This window comes from Streptosporangium sp. NPDC003464 (assembly GCF_053588315.1).
This window is the reverse complement of the sequence record NZ_JBSFPS010000212.1, coordinates 1-18593: the sequence shown is the minus strand read 5'-3', so window position 1 is coordinate 18593 and position 18593 is coordinate 1. Positions and strand designations below refer to the sequence as shown.

General features: G+C 72.0%; 16 protein-coding genes. 12 read left to right on the top strand and 4 right to left on the bottom strand.

Features of this window, described 5'->3' with window-relative positions; all coding sequences use genetic code 11:
* From ACWDS7_RS35010 to ACWDS7_RS34985, 6 genes are all read left to right on the top strand, one after another.
* Positions 1–577: acyl-CoA dehydrogenase family protein (locus ACWDS7_RS35010; RefSeq protein ID WP_451932741.1), on the top strand; the 577-nt coding region annotated here is incomplete at its 5' end.
* Positions 577–1731: an acyl-CoA dehydrogenase family protein gene (locus ACWDS7_RS35005; protein WP_306864618.1), complete on the top strand. Its 1155-nt coding sequence runs from the start codon at positions 577–579 to the stop codon at positions 1729–1731. The genes ACWDS7_RS35010 and ACWDS7_RS35005, both read left to right, overlap by 1 nt.
* Positions 1728–2687, top strand: a complete 960-nt coding sequence (locus ACWDS7_RS35000) for a bifunctional MaoC family dehydratase N-terminal/OB-fold nucleic acid binding domain-containing protein (protein WP_306864619.1) — start codon at positions 1728–1730, stop codon at positions 2685–2687. Before ACWDS7_RS35005 ends, ACWDS7_RS35000 begins: the two co-directional genes overlap by 4 nt.
* Complete coding sequence (locus ACWDS7_RS34995; RefSeq protein WP_451932740.1) at positions 2684–3097, top strand: MaoC/PaaZ C-terminal domain-containing protein; 414 nt, start codon at positions 2684–2686, stop codon at positions 3095–3097. Before ACWDS7_RS35000 ends, ACWDS7_RS34995 begins: the two co-directional genes overlap by 4 nt.
* A gap of 66 nt (positions 3098–3163) precedes the next feature.
* Positions 3164–4336: a lipid-transfer protein gene (locus ACWDS7_RS34990; RefSeq protein ID WP_451932739.1), complete on the top strand. Its 1173-nt coding sequence runs from the start codon at positions 3164–3166 to the stop codon at positions 4334–4336.
* A gap of 121 nt (positions 4337–4457) precedes the next feature.
* Positions 4458–5456: a helix-turn-helix domain-containing protein gene (locus ACWDS7_RS34985; protein ID WP_451932738.1), complete on the top strand. Its 999-nt coding sequence runs from the start codon at positions 4458–4460 to the stop codon at positions 5454–5456.
* 144 nt (positions 5457–5600) lie between these two features.
* On the opposite strand, the gene ACWDS7_RS34980 is transcribed toward ACWDS7_RS34985, so the two are convergent.
* Together ACWDS7_RS34980 and ACWDS7_RS34975 are read right to left on the bottom strand one after the other, a co-directional pair.
* Positions 5601–9320 carry a S8 family peptidase gene (locus ACWDS7_RS34980; protein ID WP_451932737.1) on the bottom strand — a complete coding sequence of 1240 codons (3720 nt, stop codon included), beginning with the start codon at positions 9318–9320 and terminating at the stop codon, positions 5601–5603.
* 172 nt (positions 9321–9492) lie between these two features.
* Positions 9493–11367, bottom strand: coding sequence for a hypothetical protein (locus tag ACWDS7_RS34975; RefSeq protein ID WP_451932736.1), 1875 nt, complete (start codon positions 11365–11367; stop codon positions 9493–9495).
* 310 nt (positions 11368–11677) lie between these two features.
* Between ACWDS7_RS34975 and ACWDS7_RS34970 the strand changes: the two genes are divergently transcribed.
* Genes ACWDS7_RS34970 through ACWDS7_RS34955 form a run of 4 tightly spaced genes read left to right on the top strand, consistent with a single transcriptional unit; the run spans position 11678 to position 15062 of the window.
* Positions 11678–12781 (top strand): ABC transporter ATP-binding protein, encoded by a 1104-nt coding sequence (locus ACWDS7_RS34970; RefSeq protein ID WP_451932735.1) that lies wholly within the window; start codon positions 11678–11680, stop codon positions 12779–12781.
* Complete coding sequence (locus tag ACWDS7_RS34965) at positions 12774–13436, top strand: ABC transporter permease (protein ID WP_306864631.1); 663 nt, start codon at positions 12774–12776, stop codon at positions 13434–13436. Before ACWDS7_RS34970 ends, ACWDS7_RS34965 begins: the two co-directional genes overlap by 8 nt.
* Positions 13409–14104, top strand: a complete 696-nt coding sequence (locus ACWDS7_RS34960; RefSeq protein WP_306864633.1) for an ABC transporter permease — start codon at positions 13409–13411, stop codon at positions 14102–14104. Before ACWDS7_RS34965 ends, ACWDS7_RS34960 begins: the two co-directional genes overlap by 28 nt.
* Positions 14105–14141: 37 nt before the next feature.
* The gene (locus tag ACWDS7_RS34955) at positions 14142–15062 is read left to right on the top strand and encodes a glycine betaine ABC transporter substrate-binding protein (protein ID WP_451932734.1); all 921 of its coding nucleotides are present in this window, start codon (positions 14142–14144) and stop codon (positions 15060–15062) included.
* 53 nt (positions 15063–15115) lie between these two features.
* On the opposite strand, the gene ACWDS7_RS34950 is transcribed toward ACWDS7_RS34955, so the two are convergent.
* Together ACWDS7_RS34950 and ACWDS7_RS34945 are read right to left on the bottom strand one after the other, a co-directional pair.
* Complete coding sequence (locus ACWDS7_RS34950; protein ID WP_451932733.1) at positions 15116–16402, bottom strand: MFS transporter; 1287 nt, start codon at positions 16400–16402, stop codon at positions 15116–15118.
* Positions 16402–17403, bottom strand: coding sequence for an NAD(P)/FAD-dependent oxidoreductase (locus ACWDS7_RS34945; RefSeq protein WP_451932732.1), 1002 nt, complete (start codon positions 17401–17403; stop codon positions 16402–16404). Before ACWDS7_RS34945 ends, ACWDS7_RS34950 begins: the two co-directional genes overlap by 1 nt.
* A gap of 91 nt (positions 17404–17494) precedes the next feature.
* Here ACWDS7_RS34945 and ACWDS7_RS34940 point away from each other — a divergent pair, with 91 nt between their 5' ends.
* Positions 17495–18073 carry a helix-turn-helix domain-containing protein gene (locus ACWDS7_RS34940; RefSeq protein WP_306864637.1) on the top strand — a complete coding sequence of 193 codons (579 nt, stop codon included), beginning with the start codon at positions 17495–17497 and terminating at the stop codon, positions 18071–18073.
* A gap of 116 nt (positions 18074–18189) precedes the next feature.
* Positions 18190–18471 (top strand): hypothetical protein, encoded by a 282-nt coding sequence (locus ACWDS7_RS34935; protein ID WP_451932731.1) that lies wholly within the window; start codon positions 18190–18192, stop codon positions 18469–18471.
* Positions 18472–18593 lie beyond the last annotated feature (122 nt).

The following is an 18593-nucleotide window of genomic DNA, read 5'->3' as shown; positions in this document are numbered from 1 at the left end:
CGGCGGCGTCGGCCTGTTCCTGGCCTCGCCGGAGGCGATGACCCTGCGGCCCGAGTCCGTCTCCACCGGCGAGCCCGCCGCCACGCTCATCCTGGAGGCCACCCCCGGCGAGCCGGTGGGGGCCCAGGACGGCGAGGCGTTCGACGGCCTGCGGAGGCTGGCGCTGGCCGGGATCATCGCCGTCTCCTCCGGCGTGCTGGCCGGGGCGCTGGCGCTGACCACGGAGTACGTCAGGACCCGCAGGCAGTTCGACCGGGCGCTGGCCGAGTTCCAGGCGGTGACCATGCAGATCGCCGACGTCTACATCGCCGGCCGGGCACTGGACGTGGCCGTGTGGTCCGGGGCGTGGCGGCTGGCCGAGGGTGCGGCCGAGGAGGCCGAGACCGACCTCGCCGTCGGAGCCCTCACCGTGACGGACTCGGCGCTCCGGGCGCTCTACACCTGCCAGCACCTGCACGGCGGGATCGGCCTGGACGTGACCTACCCGCTGCACCGCTACTTCGCCTGGGGCAAGCACCACGCCCACCTGCTGGGCGGCGTGGAGGCCCGGCTCGACACGATCGGAGCGCTCGTCTGATGATGATCGACCTGACCCCCGGGCAGAAAAGGCTCCGCGACGAGCTGCGCGAGTACTTCCGGGGCTGCCTGACCGCCGAGGACCGCAAGAAGATCTCCACCGACCCGTTCGGCGACGCCTACATGGAGCACTGCCGCAACCTCGGCCGCGACGGCAAGCTCGGACTGGGCTGGCCGCGGGAGTACGGCGGCGGCGGGTACGGCCCGCTGGAGCAGCAGATCTTCGCCAACGAGATCGCCCGCGCCGAGGTGCCCTACCCGATCATCACGGTGCAGACCGTCGGCCCCACCCTCATGCAGTACGGCACGGCGGCGCAGAAGGAGTTCTTCCTGCCGCGCATCCTGGCGGGGGAGTGCCACTTCGCGATCGGCTACAGCGAGCCCGAGGCGGGCACCGACCTGGCGTCCCTGCGCACCACCGCGGTCCGCGACGGGGACCACTACGTCGTCAACGGACAGAAGATCTTCACCTCGGGGGCGCACTACTCCCAGTACATCTGGCTGGCCGCCCGCACCGACCCGGAGGCCCGCAAGCACCGCGGCATCACGATGATGATCGTCGACTGCGCCGACCCCGGCTTCTCGTGGACGCCGATCACGACCATGGACGGGCGCCACCACACCAACTCCACCTACTACGCCGACGTGCGCGTGCCGGTGGACATGGTGGTGGGGGAGGAGAACAAGGGCTGGGACCTGATCGTCAACCAGCTCAACCACGAACGGGTCACGCTGGGCCCGGCGGGCAACATCGCCCACACCTACGACAGGTTCCTGCGCTGGGCCCGCGGCACCGGCCTCATCGAGGAGCCGGCCGTACGGCGGGCGCTCGGCCGGGTCTACGCCTGCTTCCGGACCAACGAGCTGCTGAACTGGCAGGTCGCGGCCAACATGGACCTGGGCTGGCTGGGCGCCCCCGACGCCTCGGCCACCAAGATCTACGGATCGGAGCGGATGCAGGAGGTCGGCAGGATCGTCGGCGACGTCCTGGCCCGCTACGGCGACCCGGCCGACCCGGAGACGGCCGACTTCGTCGACCGCCTCGACCACGGCGTCAAGGGCGCGATCGTGCTCACCTTCGGCGGCGGCGTCAACGAGGTCCAGCGCGAGCTCATCGCCATGCTCGGCCTGAGCCTGCCGAGGCCGCCCCGATGACCGCGACGGCGGAGCCCGCCCTCCACGACCGGCTCATGGCCCTGGCCGGGCGGCAGATCGAGCTCGGCGAGGTCCGGGGCGCGGCCGCCGCGGACCCGGTCAACCTCCCGATGATCCGGCACTGGGCCGACGCCATGGGGGACGCCAACCCCGTCTACACCGACGCGGAGGCCGCTGCGGGCAGCGTGCACGGGGAGGTCGTGGCGCCCCCGGCGATGATCCAGGTCTGGAACATGCCCGGGGTGAACCGGGACCGCGGGCAGCAGAGCACCCCGGTCGACGACGTGCTCAGGGCGCTGGACGGCAGCGGCTACACCGGCGTGGTCGCGACCAACTGCGAGCAGACCTACCACCGCTACCTCAGGGTCGGCGAGCGGCTGGTGCCGGCCACCCGGTTCGCCGGGCTCTCCGGGCCGAAGAAGACGGCGCTCGGCGAGGGCTACTTCGTCACCTGGAACGTCACGTGGTACTCGGGGGAGGAGCCCGTGGCCCACATGCTGTTCCGGGTACTGAAATTTCGCCCCCGGGAGCGGAAAACCACGCCCGAGGCACGCGAGCCGTACCCGCTGAGACCGGCGGTCAACAGGGACACCGCGTTCTTCTGGGAAGGTGTCGCCAGGGGCGAGCTCCGGATCCAGAGATGCGCGGACTGCGGAGAGCTCCGGCACCCCCCGGGCCCGATCTGCCCGTCGTGCCGTTCGGCCGACCGGACGCACGTCGTGGCGGGCGGTACAGGCGAGGTCTACAGCTACGTCGTGCACCACAACCCGCCGGTCCCGGGGCTGAGCACTCCTTATGTGGTCGCTGTGGTGGAGCTGCCGGAAGGGGTGCGGATCGTGGGCAATGTCGTGGACTGTCCGCCGGAAGAAGTGGGTATCGGTATGCAGTTGCGTGTGACGTATCGCCAGATGGACGACGAGCTGATCCTGCCGATGTGGGTCCCCCAGGAGTCATGATGCGGACGCTTACCGAAGACCAGGTCGAGATCGGGTCGGTCCTCCCGGAACTCGTGATCGGGCTGACCCCCACTATGATCATCTCGACGGCGCTGGCGACGATGGACTTCACCCCGGTCCACCACGACGTCGAGGGCGCCAGGGCACAGGGCTCCAAGGACATCTTCCTCAACATCCTGACCACGATGGGCCTCGTCGAGCGCTATGTCACCGACTGGGCGGGCCCCGAGGCGCTGATCCGCGGCATCAACGTCAAGCTCGGCGTCCCCGCCTACGCGGGCGACACGCTGACCTTCACCGGCGCCGTCGTCGCCCACGACGACGGCGAGTTCACGGTCGAGGTCCGCGGCAGGGTCAGCCTTGGCGACCACGCCTCCGGCACCGTCCGCTTCGCCCTGCCCGGACGCTGAGCGCCCGCCCCGTCCGGACGCCGGGCACGCCCCCACACGCCCCACCGCAGAAAGGCACCCATCACCGTGGTCTCCCTCCCGGGGAGTACGGCTGTCGCCGGTATCGGCGCGACCGAGTTCTCCAAGCAGTCAGGGCGGTCGGAGCTCCAGCTCGCCGCCGAGGCGGTGTTCGCGGCGCTGGACGACGCGGGCCTGAGCCCCTCGGACGTCGACGGGCTGGTGACCTACACCCAGGACGCCAACCAGGAGATCGCCGTGGCCCGCGAGGTGGGCATCGGCGATCTGACGTTCTTCTCCCGCGTGCACTACGGCGGCGGCGCGGCGTGCGGCACCGTGCTGCACGCCGCGATGGCGGTCGCCACCGGGGCCGCCGAGACCGTGGTCTGCTACCGCGCCTTCAACGAGCGTTCGGGCCGCAGGTTCGGCCAGCCCGACGCCCGGATCGGCGGCGAGCCGTCCTCCCAGGGCCTGGAGATGAGCTGGCACGTGCCGTACGGGCTGATGACCCCGGCGGGCTGGGTCGCCATGTTCGCCCGGCGCTACATGCACGCCTACGGCGTGACGTCCGAGGACTTCGGCCGGGTGGCCGTGGCGATGCGCCGGCACGCGGCCACCAACCCCGCGGCCTGGTTCCACGGGCGCCCGATCACGCTGGAGGAGCACCAGGCGTCCAAGTGGATCGTGGAGCCGCTGCACCTGCTCGACTGCTGCCAGGAGAGCGACGGCGCGGTGGCGCTGGTGGTCACCTCCGCCGAACGGGCCAGGGACCTGCGCAGGTCACCCGCTCTGATCGCCGCCGCGGCCCAGGGGGCCGGCGCCGGCCAGCTGATGATGACCAGCTACTACCGCGACGAGATGACCGGTCTGCCGGAGATGGGGGTGGTCGGCCGCCGGCTCTGGGAGCAGTCGGGGCTCGGCCCGGCCGACGTCCAGACGGCCATCCTGTACGACCACTTCACCCCGTTCGTGCTCACCCAGCTGGAGGAGCTCGGCTTCTGCGGGCGCGGCGAGGCGCGGGACCTCGTCGCCGACGGCGGCATCGAGATCGACGGCCACCTGCCGGTCAACCCGCACGGCGGGCAGCTCGGCGAGGCGTACATCCACGGCATGAACGGCATCGCCGAGGCGGTCAGGCAGGTCCGGGGCACCTCGGTGAACCAGGTCTCCGGGGTCCGCAACGTCCTGGTCACCGCGGGGACCGGCGTGCCCACCAGCGGCCTGATCCTGTCGGCCGGGTGACGGCCGCACCGGCGCCCGGGGAGGGCCGGGCGCCGTCATCCACGGGCGGCTCCCGCGGCGGTCTCGTCCTGTGAGGTGAAGTTGCATCCGTTATGCGTGTTTTGGATGGCATTATTGCGACATGCTGGAAACGGTCGGGCTGGATCCGGTGGAGGAACGCCTCTACCGGTTCCTGGTGACGGCGGCCGAGGCGGGCGTCGTCGATCTCGCCGCGGAGCTGGACCTCGACGTCGGCGCGGTCGAGACGGTGCTGTCGTCCATGGAGGCCAGGGGACTGGTCCGGACGGCCTCCGCGGAGACGGCCGCTGCGGCGGAGCGGCGCTTCACCGCGGTCTCCCCCGACATCGTGCTGGGCGCGCGCCTGCTGCGCCAGCAGCAGTCGCTCGACTGGGCGCGGCGCACCGTGGAGCAGCTGTCGGAGGAGTACCGGGGCAACGCCCGCCGCCGTGACGCCGGCCTCCTCGTGGAGGTGCTGCCCAACCGGATCGCGCTGCGCGAGCAGCTCGAACACCTGCAGGAGAACGCCCGCGAGGAGGTCCTCTGCTTCTGCCGGGGGAGCGCGATCGTGATGCACTCGACCGAGAACGACGCGGAGCTGGACGCGCTGCGCCGCGGGGTGGTCTACCGGGTGGTCTACGAGCGCGACCTGCTGGAGGAGCCGGGGATGCAGGCCAACGTGGCCTACGGCGTCAAGCTGGGCGAGCGCGCCCGAGCCCTGCCCCGGCTGCCGGTCCGGCTGATGGTCGTGGACCGGGAGATCGGCCTGCTGCCGCTGGTGCGGCACGCCGGGATATCGGAGCCGACGGCGGCGCTGATCCGGGGCGGCGAGCTGCTGGAGGCGCTGATCGCGCTGTTCGAGAGCTACTGGGACCGGGCGACGCCGCTGCGGATCGGCGAGGACGGCGCCCTCGCCGAGGGGACTCATCCCTGCCCACTGAACTCCGACGACCTGTACCTGCTGTCGCTGCTGGTCGCCGGGGTGCCGGACAAGTCGATCGCCAGCCAGCTCGGGATCAGCCAGCGGACCGTGCAGCGGCGCCTCTCGCACATCATGGAGCTGGCCGGCGCGCAGACCCGGATGCAGCTCGCCTGGCACGCCGCCCGGGAGCGCTGGCTCTGACCGGCGGCCCCGGCCGGCGGTCCGCGGACCGGTGTCCTTCTCCGGCGGGTCCGGGCGCCGGCCGAGTGCCCAGAGTCCGGGCGGCGGCCGAGTGCCGAGGGACCGGGCGCCGGCACGGTGATGCCGTACCGGCGCCCGGACCCGTCACCTCACGCCGTAGGCGCGGAGCACGGTCTGGCTGACCGCGTTCCCTGCCCGGTCCTCCGCATTGACCCGCAGCGAGACATACCGGCCCTCGCCCGCGAGGTGGGAGACCAGGGTGGAGTAGCGGTCCTTGCCGCGGGGCAGCAGCGCCAGGCGCTTCCAGGTCTTGCCGTCGTCATAGGACAGCTCGGCCGTGACCTTCCGCAGGGCGAGGCCGGGCGCGGTGCTCCGCACGGCGAAGTCCAGCGGGACCGGCAGCGCCCGGCGGACCCGGCCGTTCAGGTCGGCGGGCACGGTGTAGTCGACGCCGAGCAGCGGCAGCGGTTCGGAGCCGGACGCCGGACGGGCGGAACCGAACGTCCACGCCGTGCTGGTCTCGGTGGCGTACGTCCACTCCTCCGACGAGCGCTTGGTGGACAGCTCCAGCCGGTAGGTGGCCTTCCCGGGAACGGCGGGGAAGTCCCCCCCGGCCCGTCGCGGCTCCGCGACGAGCACGCCGTCGCGGTAGAGGCGGGCGGAGACCACGTCCTCCTCGTCGGAGGTGAACGCGTAGCCGTAGTGGCCGGCGGCGTCGACGAACTCGGGGATGTCGAGCCTCAGCGTGTCCTCCGTCCGGGTCGGGGTGAACTCGGGCCTGTTCGGCGGGATCGCCGGCCGCACGACGGGGCCGAACCACCGCTCGCCGACCTTCTCACCGGCGGTGTAGCTGCGCGGCCCGCCGGTGAGCCCGGGGGCGAGCGGGCTCATCGCATCCCAGGTGAACATGTGCTGCGCCACGTGCTCCCACTGGGTGTCACCCGAGGTGACGTACTCGACGCGCTCGGACCCCGTGCGGACCCAGCGCTGCCCCTCGTTGGAGAAGACCTGCCACGGCCGCCAGCCGAACCGCTGCTCCTTGGCCCAGCCGAAACCGCCGGCCTCGTGGTAGCCGGTGTCCACGCGGGCCAGGTTGGAGGCGTTGGCCTCATAGACGATCTGCTCCGGGATCCGCCCCTTGGAGACCTGCGAGATGTCGTAGAGATAGGGGATGGCCATGTTCGCGGTCACGTCGAGGACGGCCCGGCCCTTGCGGACCCGCTCCAGAAGCTTCTGCCCCTGGCCGTAGGGGATCGAGGCACCCGGGATCGCCTGCCTGTCCTCGCCCGGCCACCAGTACTGCCACGCGCCGTCGTCGCTGGTCGGTATGACGATCGCCGCCGCGGCGCCCGCCTCGGCGGCGGCCGCGATCATCTCGTCCCACTGGGGACCGTCCAAGGTGCTCGACAGGATGACCGCCCGGCCGCGCAGCGTGAGAGCGCGGAGCTCCTCGGGGGTGCCGCGACCGCCGTCGACGAGCTCCCACCGGTACCGGCCGCTCCACTCCGGTGATCTCACCATCGGGAAGAGGTCCAGCGGCTCCTTGAAGCCGTTGACCCGTGAGGACAGCCTCGGCGCGCCGTACTGCCAGCGCGAGGTGAACTCGAAGGTGCCTTCGCGGACCGGCTGCGTCCCGGCCACGTGCAGCTCTTCGACCGTGGGGAAGTTCATGAACGACGAGGAGATCTTCCGGGAACCGGTGTCACGGTAGCTGGCGAACGTGGAGATGCCATCCTGGACCACCGGCTGCGGCGTCCTGATCACGATCGGCCGTGTCTTCCGCGCGTCGAACACCAGCTCCACGTCGTCGTTCACCTGGAACTCGGGAATGTCGATCTTGATGTCGATGACGTGCCCGCCCAGACGTTCCTCGCCGAACTGACTCTGCGCGAAGTAGGTGCCCTCGGAGACCTCGAAGGTTTTCCCCTCCTCGGCCTCCCACGGCATGAGGTAGGTGAGGAGATTGTCCTGCCGGCCGGGGCCGAACATGAAGATGTTGCTCACGCTCGCCGGCTTGCCGTCCTTGCCGATGGCGCTGATGTGCACCTTGTGGGTGCGGGGACTCTTGGTGAGCGCCAGCGTGGTCTGCAGGGAGACCGATCCGTCCGCGGTGACCGCGGTGAGGTGGCCGGAGTGCCGGCCGTACGCCAGCTTCGCCAGGTCGGCGGTCACCGGGACCGTGACCGTGGCGCCGGCGTCGATGGTGACCGACGTCGACCCCGGGGTGAGCGCGCCCTGGGCGGGGGCGTCACCGTCCAGGTTGCTCAGGGTGACGGCCAGCGTCAGTGAGACGGGCGCCTGGGTGGAGTTGGTGTAGGCGACGGTCCCGGAGGGACTCGTGGAGCCACCGTCCTTGTGGGTGCCCAGGTCGAGCACGCCGGTGGCCGTGACGCCCTGCCGTACGGCCCGCGCGATGTCCACCCGTCCGCCGCCCTGCTCGTAGACGGTCAGGTCCTGCGCGGTCCTGGCGGTCGAGACCAGGGCGTCCTTGAGCTGCCGGGCCTTCCAGTCCGGGTGCCGCTGCTTGAGGATCGCGGCGGCGCCGGCCACGTGGGGCGTCGCCATCGAGGTTCCGGACGCGGCGGTGTAGCGCTCGTCGGCGGGCTGGCCCATCGAGGTGCCCTCGGCCCGCGCGGCCACGATCGCCACTCCCGGGGCGGTGATGTCCGGCTTGGCGCCGTCGTCGAGACGCGGGCCACGGCTGGAGAAGGGGGCGAGCGCCTCGTCCGCGTCGACCGCGCCGACGGTCAGCGCCGACGTCGCGGCGCCGGGGGTGCCGACCGAATACTCCTGCCCCTCGTTGCCCGCCGCGACGACGAAGAGGGTGCCGGTCTGCTCGGTCAGCGTGTTCAGGGCGGTGCTGACCGGGTCGGTGCCGTCCGTCGCCGCGCCGCCCAGGCTCATGTTCACGACGTCGGCACCGGACGTCGCGGCCCACTCCATCCCCTCGATGATCTGCGAGAAGCTGCCCGAGCCGTCGTCGTCCAGCACCTTGCCGACGATCAGCTCGGCGCCGGGGGCCACGCCCTTGCGACGGCCCTCGGAGGCCGTGCCGAGGCCCGCGATGGTGGAGGCGACGTGGGTGCCGTGCCCGTGACCGTCCTGGGTCGAGGGGGCGGGGGTGAAGTTGCGCCTGTCCGCGATCCTCCCGGCGAGGTCGGGGTGGTTCTCGTCGGCGCCGGTGTCCAGGACGGCCACCTTGACGCCCTTGCCGTCGAACCCGCTCTTCCACGCTTCGGGGGCGCCGATCTGCGGGACGCTGCGCTCCAGGTCGACCTTCACCTTGGCGTCCAGCCAGATCTTCCTGATCCCCGAGGCGAGCCGGGGCTCGCTGGAGCGGGCCGCCGGCGCCGCGCCGACGGCCTTCCAGAACGCGGCCAGCTCGCCCTTGCCGGCGTTCACCGCCCGCGCGTCGATGCTCTCCAGCTCGCCCACCGACTTGACGCCGGGCAGCGCGCCCGCGGCCCGGGCGCCCTTGTCGTAGGAGAGCAGCAGCGGCAGCGCGGGGCTGCCGGTGTCGTCGTACCCCTGGGCGATCAGGTCGCCGACCGCGAACAGGCTCTTGTCGATCAGGTCGCCGGCCACGTAGGGGACCATGTCGTCGGGGAGCACCTGCAGCTTCCCGTCGATGTCGTGGGTGGAGAACCTGATCCGCTCCCGGCCCTTGGCGGGATCGACCGTCACCGCCCACTTCCCGGCCGCGGCCTGGCGGACGGTCACCACGTCCCCGGTGATGAGGGTGACCCGGTGCGAGGGGGCCGCCGGGGGCGGTGCGGGGGCGGCCCCGCCCGCGGCCGGCAGAGCCGGCAGGGCGAGGAGTGGGGACACCGCTCCGACGGCGGTGAGGCGGGCAAGCCAGTGCATGAGGGGGGCGCCCTTCCGTGATTCGGTACTACCGATCACGAGGGTGGGCGATGATGACCCCCCACGTCACGATTTCTGGCCTGCCCTAAACATGACATGTCGCCAATATGACAACTTGGCGTACGGCGAGGGTACGTGACCACCCTGGCTGTGCCGCGCCGGCCCGGCGGGCCTACGGGGTGACGATCGTCGGGACCGTGAAGAAGACGATCATCGCGATCGCCACGCAGATGAGGAAGCCGATCACTTCCCACACCCAGTCGCGGTGACGGCGGCCCGCGGCGGACGCCTGGTGCCTGCGACGTGCTCGCCTGCCCGCCCGCGCCGGTCGGGAGGCCGCTGCCTGGCCGGTCTCCGCCCGGCCCGCCCTGGCGGCGCCGGACGCGGCCTTCTCCGGACCGGCTCCGGGAGCGGTGGGCCCCCCGGCCCGGAGGAGGTCTCCGGGCCGGACGGGTTCCCCGGACCGGGTGAGGTGCTCCGGCCGGGCCGGTTCCCAGGGCTGGAGAAGGTCTCCGGACCGGATGGGTGCCCAGGGCCGGGCGACCTCGTCGGGCTGGACGGACTCCTCGGGGTTGAGGAGGTCTCCGGACCGGGCGGGTGCCCAAGGCTGGGTGGGTCCCTCGGCCGGGCCGGGCTCCTCGGTCGGGCCGGGCTCCTCGGTCGGGCCGGGCTCCTCGGACCGGGCGGGCTCCTCGGGGCTGAGGAGGTCTCCAGGCCGGGCGGGCTCCTCGGGGCTGAGGAGGTCTCCGGACCGGATGGTCTCCCAGGGCCGGGCGATTTCCCCGAGCTGGGCGGTCTCCCCGAGCTGGGCGGGCCGGGGCTGGAGGGCGTCCAGTTCCTCCGGCCGCAGGGGCCAGCCCGGCAGGGGCGGCTCCGTACGGGCGTGCCTGCCGGGGGACGGCGAGGCGCCCGGCGGCTCCACGGGCGCGGGCCGGCTCTCGGACGCGGCGGGGGCCGGCTCCGCGCGGGGCGCGGCGGCGACCAGCCGGTCGGTATAGGCCCGGGTCGCCCGCGCCTCGGGGCTGAGCGGGCGGAACAGGTCCTCCGGCGGAGGGGAGAGGCCGGCGGGCGGCGCCGGGGGGTCGTCGAGCACGTCGGCGGGGAGCGGGGCCGGCAGGGGCGGCGTGGCCGGCGGCGGTGACGCGGCCGGGGCGGCCAGGGGGGCCGCGCCGCGCGGTCTCGGCCGCTTCGGCCTCGGCCGCCGGGGCCGGGTGAGCACGTCGTCGAGCGCCGTCAGGACCGTGTCCTTGAGCCTGGGCATCGGCTCGGTGGTGGCCTCGTGCGTGGAGACCACCTCGGGATCCGGGGCGGCGAAGGGGTCGGGGAAGGGGTCGGGCGCGCGGTCCGGCAGGAAGAACACGCCGGGGGCGGCGGGCGTACCGGTCTCGGCCGGCGGCCACGCCGGGGCCGTCGGCCAGAGCTGCCTGACCTGCAGGGCGGCCGACGGTGGGGCGGCGGCCGTACGGGACGGCGATCCCAGCGTCATGGCGCGCAGCGCCGCGGGCGGGGTGGCCCAGGGGGCGCGGACCAGCACGTCGCGGACCGGGGCGACGGGGAGGGCGCCGAACACCTCGGCCAGGTGGTCCGGCACCCTGGTGGAGGCCAGGGCCAGGTTCAGCGACTGGGCGAAGCGCCGGCAGGCGCTCACGGTCAGCTCGTCGGCGGTGTCGGCGGCCACGTCGAGCACCCAGGACAGCTCGGCGGTGTCCATCTCGCGCACGCCGGACAGGTAGAGCACCTCGCGCTGGTGCGGGCGCAGGTCGCGCAGCACGCGCTCGACGAAGGCGGCGACCGGGTCGGCGCCGGCGGCGGGCGGGGCGTGGACCACGTCTCGCAGGTAGATCTCCCGGCGGGCGGCCGCGTAAAGTGCGGCGCGCGGGGGCTCCAGGTCCGGGACGGCGGCGAGGACGGCTCTCAGCGCGTCGGCGGCCGAGCCGGGATCGCCGAGCTGATCGTGACAGTACGCGAACAGGCCGGCGGCGTGACGGTCGTAGAGCTCGGCGATCAGTTCGCCGCGCGAGTGTTGACCGAGGAGCGGTTGGGGCACGGGACCGGTTCCTCTGAAGGTTCGAGCGAGCGTGGTGGAGAGTGGAGGCCCTGGGGCCGGTGGTGCGTGTGGCGCTGAAGGTGTCAATCTCCACGATATGGGTAATCGTGCCGGTCCGTTGAGGTTCTCCGCAGTATTGAATGTCCATTTGATAGATATCGCGATGGTTGGAGAGGCTTGCGGGGACCTCCGGATGAAGCCGGGAAGACAGACCGGAAATGTCGGTCATAGGTCATAGGGTGGTCCGCGATAGATCATGGGGCAGTTGTGGCAGGGGGCCGCGGCCCTGCCGAGGAGCAAGAGGTTGCGCATGATCAAATTTGACCGGGTGACCAAGCGCTACGCCGACGGGACCATCGCCGTCGACGGTCTGAGCCTTGAGGTGCCCACGGGAGAGATAACGGTGTTCGTCGGCCCCTCGGGGTGCGGCAAGACGACGTCCCTGCGCATGATCAACAGAATGATCGACGCGACGGAGGGGCAGATCCTCCTCGACGGCGTGGACGTCAAGAGCATCGACCCGCCGACCCTGCGCCGGGGCATCGGCTATGTCATCCAGCAGGCCGGGCTCTTCCCGCACCGCAAGATCGTCGACAACGTGGCGACGGTGCCCCACCTGCTCGGCTGGGACCGGAAGAAGGCCCGGGACCGGGCGATGGAGCTGCTGGAGCGGGTCGGCCTCGACCTCAAGATGGCCGACCGCTACCCCTTCCAGCTCTCCGGCGGTCAGCAGCAGCGCGTCGGCGTGGCCCGCGCGCTGGCGGCCGACCCGCCGGTGCTGCTGATGGACGAGCCGTTCAGCGCGGTGGACCCGATCGTGCGGACGAGCCTGCAGGAGGAGCTGCTCCGGCTGCAGGCCGAGCTCAACAAGACCATCGTGTTCGTCACCCACGACATCGACGAGGCCATCAAACTCGGCGACCGGGTGGCCGTGCTCCGCGTCGGCGGACATCTGGCGCAGCTCGCCGACCCCCCGACGCTGCTGGCCCGGCCCGCCGACGACTTCGTCCGCGAGTTCCTCGGCCGCGACCGGGGCATCCGCCGGCTGTCGTTCATCTCCGACGAGGGGCTGCGGCTGCGCACCGACCTGACGGTGCCCGCCTCCGCGGAGGTCTCCTCGGTGCGCGACACGGCCGAGGACTGGCTGGCCGTGGTGGACGGGGCGGACCGGCCGCTGGGCTGGGCGGCCGTCAAGGACCTGCCGGAGTCGGGCACGGTGGCGGACGTGCCGCTCGCGCCGTACGGGACGTTCGTCAGGGGCCGCGACTCGCTGCGCGGCGCGCTGGACGCGGCGCTGCTGTCCCCCTCCGGGAGCGCGATCGCGGTGGACGAGGACGGCAGGGTGGAGGGCGTGGCCACCCGCGAGGCGCTGGACGAGGCGCTGGGCAAGGTCGCCGGGGGCGTCGGTGCATGAGGAACCGCTGATCCGCTGGGACTGGATCGGGCGCAACTGGGCCTCCATCCAGGTCCTGCTGGAGGACCACGTCGTCATGGCGCTGGTGCCGGTCGTCGTCGGGCTGCTCATCGCGCTCCCGCTCGGGCTGGCCGGCGTCCGCTGGCGCTGGCTCTACCAGCCGACCGTCGGCGTGATGAACGTGATCTACTCGCTGCCCTCGCTGGCCGTCTTCATCGTGCTCATCCCGGTCACCGGTCTGGCCACCCGGACGACCGTCATGGTCCCGCTCACGTTCTACTCCATGGCGGTGCTGATCCCGGCCGTCGTGGACGGGCTCACCTCGGTCCCCGACCACGTGCGCCAGTCGGCGGTGGCGATGGGCTTCACCCCGATGCGGAGGCTGCTGCGGGTGGAGCTGCCGATCGCGGTCCCGGTCGTGCTGGCCGGGCTCAGGGTGGCGGCGGTCTCCAGCATCAGCCTGGTCAGCGTGGGCGCGCTGGTCGGCAGGGGCGGGCTGGGCTACCTGTTCATCGACGGCTGGCAGCGGCAGTTCTACACCCCGATCATCGTGGGCATCGTGCTGGTCGTGGCGCTGGCGGCGGTCGCCGACCTGCTGCTGGTCCTGGCGCAGCGGCTGCTCACCCCATGGTCGCGGGCGAGGGGGACGGCGTGAACTGGCTGATCGACTTCTTCGGGGACCCGGACAACTGGTCCGGCCCGGACGGCATCCCCGCCCGGCTGCTGGAGCACCTGGAGTTCTCCGGGCTCTCGCTGCTGCTGGCCATGCTGATCGCGCTGCCGCTGGGGCTGTGGATCGGCCACACGGGCCGGGGCGCGCTGTTCGCGATCCTGAGCGCCAACGCGGCCCGCGCCCTCCCGACGCTGGGCCTGCTGGTGCTCATCGTGCTGCTGATGGGCGTCGGCACCATCGTCCCGGTGCTGATCCCGCTGGTGGCGCTCGCCGTACCGCCGATCCTGGTCAACACCTACGAGGGCCTGCGCGGAGTGGATCCCGACCTGCGGGACGCCGCCTACGGCATGGGTCTGCGCGGCGGCCAGGTCCTCGGCAAGGTGCTCGTGCCGGTCGCGCTGCCGCTCATCCTGCTCGGCCTGCGGATCGCCGCGATCCAGGTGGTGGCGACCGCGACCGTGGCCGCCTACGTGGGGCTGGGCGGCCTCGGCCGCTACATCGTCGACGGCCTGGCGACCAAGGACTTCCCACGCACGATCGGAGGGGCCGTCCTGGTGGCGCTGCTGGCTCTGATCGTCCAGCTGGGTTTCGCTCTGGTGCAACGCGTCACGGTCTCCCCGGGGGTGAGTCAGCGCCAGACCGTACGGTAATCTCCTTATTACCCCCCGTTTTAGAAGGGAAAGCACGATGAAGCGCCTTTTCCGCACCGCGGCAGTCATCCTGTCCGCGGCGCTCACTCTTACCGCGTGCGGTGGTGGTGGTGACCCGCTGACCAGCGCGTCCGCGAGCCCCGCGGGCTCGGGATCCGCGGCCGCCCCCGGGGGGAAGGTCGTCGTCGGTTCGGCCAACTTCCCGGAGAACGTCCTGCTCGCCGAGATCTACTCCCAGGCGCTGGAGGCCAAGGGCGTCCAGGTCGAGAAGAAGCTCAACATCGGCAGCCGCGAGGTCCTGTTCGACCAGGCCAAGAGCGGCGGCCTGACGGTCCTGCCGGAATACATCGGCTCCCTGCTCGCCTTCGTCGACAAGACGACCACGGCGAAGACCAAGGACGACGTCGTCGCCGGACTCAAGGAGAAGCTCCCGGCCGAGCTGGAGGTGCTGGAGCCCGCGGCCGCCGAGGACAACAACTCGCTGACGGTGACCAAGGCGACCGCCACCAAGGACGGCCTCACCACCATCGAGGACCTGGTCAAGGTCGCCAAGAACTACGCGGTCGGCGGCCCGCCGGAGTTCCAGTCCCGCCAGGAGAAGAACTTCAAGGACACCTACGGCCTTGAGTTCAAGGAGTGGAAGAAGACCGGCGACGCCACCGCCGACGCCATCAAGGACGGCACCGTCCAGGTCGGCAACGTCTTCACCACCGACCCCAAGATCGTGCTCAACGACCTGGTCTCGCTGCAGGACACCAAGAACGCCTTCGCCGCCGACAACATCGCTCCCCTGGTCAACAAGGCCGGGGTGAACGACACCGTGCGGACCACGCTGAACGCGGTCTCCGCCAAGCTCGACACCGCCGGGCTCCTGGCGCTGATGAAGCGCGTGGCGATCGACAAGGACGACGCCGCCACGGTCGCCAAGGACTGGCTGACCCAGAACAGCCTGCTCTAGGCACTCCGGCACCGCCTGCGGCCCGCGCGGACCTCCGCGCGGGCCGCGCCGCGTCAGGCCACCGGCCGGGCCTTCCCGGCGGCCCCGTCGTGAGCCGGACGGACGGCGGCCGGGGCCGTGTCAGCCGCCGCGCGTCGCGTCGGGCGGTCCTGTCGTGCCCGGTCCAGGAGAATGAGGGGTACGGCGGCCGCGGCGAGGGCGGCCCCGATCAGGCAGACCGATGTGAGAGTGACCCCTTGGGTGAGTGGGGCGGCTGCCAGGACGGGGGTGATGCTGATGCCGAGCTGGAACGCCGACACGGTGGTGGCGCCGGCGAGGGTCGGCGCATCGGCCGCGATGGCGAAGACACGTCCGTAGAGGGCGGGGTTCAGTACGAACGCGGCGACGCCGATCAGGAGAACCGTGGGCACCACCGCCCAGACCTGCTGGATCACGCCGGCCATCACGACCGACAGGATCACGATCGCCGACGCGCCGGTGAGGAGCGCGAGGTGGGGGCGCCGATCGGAGACGCGGCCGCCGACGGACAGGCCGACGAAGGCGCCGACCCCGAAGAGCGCGAGGATCGCCGGGATCCAGACCTCGGGGACGCCGGTGATGTCGGCGAGCATGGCCGCCAGGTAGTTGAACGTGATCATGTACGCCGCGGTGGTCAGGATCGTGATCGCGTAGATGCCCCAGAGCATCGGTCTCCGCATCGTGGCGAGCTCCCGCGAGACACTCGGCCCGGTGGACCGGCCGACGCCCGAGCCGGCGGCGGGGAGTCCGAGGAGGCAACCGGCGATCCCGGCGACCGTCAGGGCCACGACGGCCCAGAAGCCGCCGCGCCACTGGACGAAGTGGCTGAGCAGCGTGCCCGCGGGGCCGCCGATGACCATCGCCACGCTGAGCCCGCTGACCACGACTCCGGAGGCGCGGGCGTTCCGGTCCGGCGTCACCAGGCTGATCGCGGTCACCGACGCGACGGCGAAGAAGCCCGCGTAGGCGATACCCGAGACCACCCTCGTCAGCAGCAGGACCTGGTAGTCGCCCAGCAGTCCGACGACGATGCTGGCCGCGAAGGCGCCCTGCGTCGCCACCAGCGCGGTGCGGCGCGGCCAGCGCAGGCTGAGCACCGCGAACGGTGGCCCGCCGATCACGACACCCAGCGCGAACGCGGTGATCAGGAACCCGGCCGAGGAGAGCGTGACGTCCAGATCGGCCGCCACCGCCGGCAGTACGCCGGCCAGCAGGAACTCCGCGGTCCCCATCGCGAACAGGCTGAAACCGAGCAGGTACACACCGGCGGGCAACCGGTCGGAGGGAGTGTCCCGGGGCGTCTCCGCGGTGATGCCCGCCATCAGATCGCACCCCCGGCGTCGGGCCCGTCGGGCGAGAGGGCAGCGGACAGCTCCCGTTCGAGCAGCCAGCCTGTCATGTTGATGGCGGCGGTGGAGCCCGCGCCCGCGGCGGCGATGACCTGCGCCCGGGGGTTGACCACGTTCCCGGCCGCCCAGACCCCGGGGACATCCGTGGCACCTTGGGGATCGACGGCGACGAGTCCGCTCACCGGGTCCTTGCCCGCGCCGAGCGCGGTCAGGACCGCGTCATGGGGCACCGGGCGGGGGGCCACGAAGATGGCCTCGCACGCGACCGTCCCGCCGTTGTCGAGCTCGATCGCGACCGGGTCCCCGCCCGCGGTGCCGGCATTCGCCACGACCCGTGTGACGCGCGCGTCGATCAGGCGCACGCCGTACGCCGTGAGGCGCTGCCGCTGGGCGGTGCTGACCTCGGCGCCGTTGACGCAGAAGGTCACCGAGGAGCTGTGACGGCGCATCAGCGCGGCCAGGTGCGTCGATACCGCCGCCATCGCGCCGCCGATCACGGCGATGGTGCGCCCCCGCACCTCGTAGCCGTGGCAGTGGGGGCAGTGGTGCACCTCGGACGCCCACCGCTCGGACAGCCCCGGGATGTCGGGCAGTCCGTCGGTCAGCCCGGTCGCGACCAGCACCGACCGGGCGCGCAGGGCGCGGTTGTCGTCGAGCCGCAGCTCGAACGTGCCGTCCGGGGCGCGCCGCGCGCCGGTCACCGATGCCCGCACAAGTGTCCCGCCGTAACGGGCGAGCTCCTCTCGTCCGGTCGCGACGAACTCTCCCGGCGCCATGCCGTCCCGGGTCAGGTACCCGTGCATGTGATCGGCGGGCCCGTTCCGGGGCTCTCCGCCGTCGACGACCAGAGTCGCGAACCGCGCTCTCGAGAGCACGACCCCGGCCGACAGGCCGGCGGCCCCGCCGCCGATGACGATCGTGTCCCACAGCATCTCCGACCCCGATCCGCTCGTTGGGTCCGTTGTTGCGTCCATCCGGATCACCTCCATGGAGAGGATCGGGAGACTTGGCCGGAACCGACAAACTCTGTTGCTGATTCCGGGACACATTGGTTGACTGCGTCCCATGGACGAGCAACCGAGCGTCAGTGCCGTGATAGAGCAGATCGCCCCTCGGCTGCGACGTGCCCGCGAGAAGAAGGGCATCAGCCTGGCCGACCTCGCGCGAGCCACCGGCATCTCGACCAGCACGCTGTCCCGGCTGGAGTCGGCTCAGCGCAAGCCGAGCCTTGAGCTGCTCCTGCCGATCACCGCGGTGCTGGGCATCCCCCTCGACGAGATCGTCGCCGTACCCCGGATACTCGATCCGCGCGTGCCGCAGCAGCCCACCAGAAAAGACGGCCGAGTGCTGATCCCGCTGTCGCGACATCAGGGAGAACCACGCGCGTACAAGATGACCATTCCGGCGCACGACGGAGAGCCCCACCTGCGGACCCACTCGGGCTACGAATGGCTCTACGTGCTCCGCGGACAGCTCCGCGTGAAACTGGGCGACCACGACTTCCTCATGGGAGCCGGCGAAGCGGCCGAGTTCGACTGCCAGATCCCGCACTGGTTCGGCGCCGCCGGACGCGGCAGCGTCGAACTGCTCAGCCTCTTCGGGAAGCAGGGCGAACGCATCCACCTGCGCACCCCACGGCGCTGACGCGGGAGCACGTGCCGGCCCGTGAGCCGGCCCCGTTCCGCGACATCCAGCGGCATGCCCTTCATTCCACATATAGGTTAAAGACCGGCCATAAAGGGGTAACGAGGGAGAACCGTATGCGTGCGCCCGTCGAGCGTCTGCTCACCGACGCCAGGGGGACCGGCCGCCGGTCGCACGACACCGGAGCCGACGGATCGGCCGTCCGGAAGGTCGCCCGGCTCGCCGGAGCGGCAGTGGCCGCGGGGCTGCTGGCCAGCGCTCTCGCGCTGCCGGCCGTGGGCGGCGCGGGGGCGGTGGTCCTCACCGCCTCGGAGGAGCTGAACATCAGGCCGGTGGACCTCAAGGAGCCCCCGCTGGCGGAGACTCACCGCCCTCACCCATCTCCGTCTGGATGCTGAGCTGACCAGCCTGCCCGAGTCGCTGGGCCACCAGCATCGCCATCGACAACGATTCGGCGCGCTCGACGGTGCCGGCGACGTCGTCCTCGGCGGTGACCAGCGGCTCCGGCAGCCAGGGTCCG

Excerpts from the sequence above, each read along its gene's own strand:
- ACWDS7_RS35005 (WP_306864618.1), top strand. The coding sequence starts at position 577 with ATGATGATCGACCTGACCCCCGGGCAGAAAAGGCTCCGCGACGAGCTG.
- ACWDS7_RS35000 (WP_306864619.1), top strand. The coding sequence starts at position 1,728 with ATGACCGCGACGGCGGAGCCCGCCCTCCACGACCGGCTCATGGCCCTG.
- ACWDS7_RS34995 (WP_451932740.1), top strand. The coding sequence starts at position 2,684 with ATGATGCGGACGCTTACCGAAGACCAGGTCGAGATCGGGTCGGTCCTC.
- ACWDS7_RS34985 (WP_451932738.1), top strand. The coding sequence starts at position 4,458 with ATGCTGGAAACGGTCGGGCTGGATCCGGTGGAGGAACGCCTCTACCGG.
- ACWDS7_RS34980 (WP_451932737.1), bottom strand. The coding sequence starts at position 9,320 with ATGCACTGGCTTGCCCGCCTCACCGCCGTCGGAGCGGTGTCCCCACTC.
- ACWDS7_RS34970 (WP_451932735.1), top strand. The coding sequence starts at position 11,678 with ATGATCAAATTTGACCGGGTGACCAAGCGCTACGCCGACGGGACCATC.
- ACWDS7_RS34960 (WP_306864633.1), top strand. The coding sequence starts at position 13,409 with ATGGTCGCGGGCGAGGGGGACGGCGTGAACTGGCTGATCGACTTCTTC.
- ACWDS7_RS34955 (WP_451932734.1), top strand. The coding sequence starts at position 14,142 with ATGAAGCGCCTTTTCCGCACCGCGGCAGTCATCCTGTCCGCGGCGCTC.
- ACWDS7_RS34950 (WP_451932733.1), bottom strand. The coding sequence starts at position 16,402 with ATGGCGGGCATCACCGCGGAGACGCCCCGGGACACTCCCTCCGACCGG.
- ACWDS7_RS34945 (WP_451932732.1), bottom strand. The coding sequence starts at position 17,403 with ATGGACGCAACAACGGACCCAACGAGCGGATCGGGGTCGGAGATGCTG.
- ACWDS7_RS34940 (WP_306864637.1), top strand. The coding sequence starts at position 17,495 with ATGGACGAGCAACCGAGCGTCAGTGCCGTGATAGAGCAGATCGCCCCT.
- ACWDS7_RS34935 (WP_451932731.1), top strand. The coding sequence starts at position 18,190 with ATGCGTGCGCCCGTCGAGCGTCTGCTCACCGACGCCAGGGGGACCGGC.